This window comes from Methylobacterium nigriterrae, from assembly GCF_037106235.1.
Taxonomy (GTDB): domain Bacteria; phylum Pseudomonadota; class Alphaproteobacteria; order Rhizobiales; family Beijerinckiaceae; genus Methylobacterium; species Methylobacterium nigriterrae.
Genome location: NZ_JBAWTG010000312.1, coordinates 1 through 2,090, shown reverse-complemented (window position 1 = coordinate 2,090; position 2,090 = coordinate 1). Strand labels below are relative to the sequence as shown.

Here is a 2,090-nt window from a genome sequence, read left to right as displayed (position 1 = left end):
GTAACCACTCGTTCAGTTAACGAGGCGACACCTCAACAGACACACTTAACACAAGATGATCTTACCAGATGGTGAGGTTAATCGGATCATAACTTGAGGTTTTGTTGGCTATTTCTCGCGGTACATTTTGCTTAACTACGGATCTCAACCTCTCTGACAGCCCAGCACACCATTCTGCTCCCAACTTCTTCGGAGCAGACCGATGCCCACCTCCTTCGCCACCCTCGCCAGCCAGATCGCCCTCAAGTCGAGCTCCGTCGCCACCCCCTCCCAGGCCCTGTGGAACCTCCAGGACACCGCCACCGGCATCGATGCCGCCAGCGCCTGGGCCAGCGTCACCGGCAAGGGCGTCTCGGTCGCCATCTTCGACGACGGCGCCAAGCACGCCACCGCGGTCTCCGGCCTCATCTCCGCCAAACCCTCGGCCGGCCTCCCCCTCGGCGTCGCCTATGACGCCAGCCTCACCGCCTTCCAGGTCGTCGGCGTGGCCACCGCCAGCATCGCCGGCACCATGGCGAACGCCGCCAGCTTCGATGTGACCAACAACTCCTGGGGCTGGGACGCCGCGCTCTACGTCAACAAGGCCCTGCCCACCTGGGCGAGCTTCTTTGCCAGCCTTACCAACGCCGCCGAGCACGGCCGCGACGGCCTCGGCACCAACCAGGTCGTGGCCGCCGGCAACATCCGCGCCTCGGGCGGCGACGCCAATCTGTCGAACTTCACCAACGACCGCCACCTCATCACGGTCGGGGCTGTCACCTCCGAGGGCCAGGTCGCCGCCTACTCCAATCCCGGCGCCTCGATCCTAGTCTCGGCCCCCTCCTCGGGCGGCGCGCGCGCCATCACCACCACGGATCTGGCTGGCAGCGCCGGTTACTCGGCCGGCGACACCACCGACCAGTTCGGCGGAACCTCGGCGGCTGCCCCCCAGGTCAGCGGCACGGTGGCGCTGATGCTGCAGGCCAATCCCAACCTCGGCTGGCGCGACGTCAAGACCATCCTGGCCTACTCGGCCGAGCAGCCCACCGGCGTCGCCACCACCCAGAACGGCGGCAGCCACTGGAACGGCGGCGGCCTGTCGTTCTCCAACGACACCGGCTATGGCGTGATCAACGCCCACACCGCCGTGCGGCTGGCCGAGACCTGGACGGCGCAGAGCACCTCGGCCAACGAGCTCAACCTGTCGGTCTCAGCCAGCCAGACCCAGAGCCTCTCGGCCGGCGGCAGCGTGAGCTACAGCTTCAACGTCACGAAGGCGATCAGCGTCGAGAGCGCCGAGATCACGCTGCAGGGCAGCCACGGCCGGGTCGGCGATCTGACGGTTCAACTCGTCTCGCCCGACGGCACGGTGAGCACGCTCCTGAACCATTCCGGCGGCTCGGCCGCCTACCAGACCTTCACGCTAGCCTCGAACGCGTATCTGGGCGAGATCGGCACGGGCCAGTGGAGCCTGCGCGTCAGCGAGGGCGCGAGCGGGGCCAGCGGCACGTTCACGGGCGCGACGCTGGCGCTGCACGGGGCAGATGCGGCGGCTGCCGACGACACCTTCGTGTTCACGGATGCCTATGCGGGTGGGGCGGTCCTGCACGACAGCTCGGGCCGGGGCGTGATCAACGCGGCGGCCACGACGGGCGAGGCGGTGATCGACCTGCATGCGGGGGCCACCTCGACGCTGGCCGGGCATAGCCTGCAGCTGGGCTCGGACAGCCTGTTCAAGACGGCGGTGGCGGGTGACGGGCATGTGACGCTGATTGCCAACGATGCCGGCAACGTGCTGATCGGCGGGCACGGCGAGGCCACCTTCATCGGGGGAGCGGGCAACGACACCTTCGTGGCGGGCCAGGGTCACAACCACATCACGGGCGGGGCGGGTCTCGACACGCTGGTGGAGACGGGCGTGCTCCAGGATTGGGGCCTCCACCAGCAGGCGGACGGCTCCTGGCAGCTGAGCCGGGCCGACGGCAAGCTCGACGTGCTCTCAGGCGTCGAGCAGGTGCAGTTTGCCGATCAGACCGTCGCCCTCGGCCCAAATGGCACCGTCACGACCGCCGCCCCCCTCAGCAGCGCCGCCGCAATCCAGGCCTTCGATG

At 68.1% G+C, this 2,090-nt stretch carries 1 protein-coding gene; it reads left to right on the top strand.

Annotation, left to right across the window (positions count from 1 at the left end):
* Positions 1–202: 202 nt before the first annotated feature.
* On the top strand, positions 203–2,090 hold a 1,888-nt coding region (locus WDW90_RS36570), incomplete at its 3' end, for a S8 family serine peptidase (protein WP_336492632.1).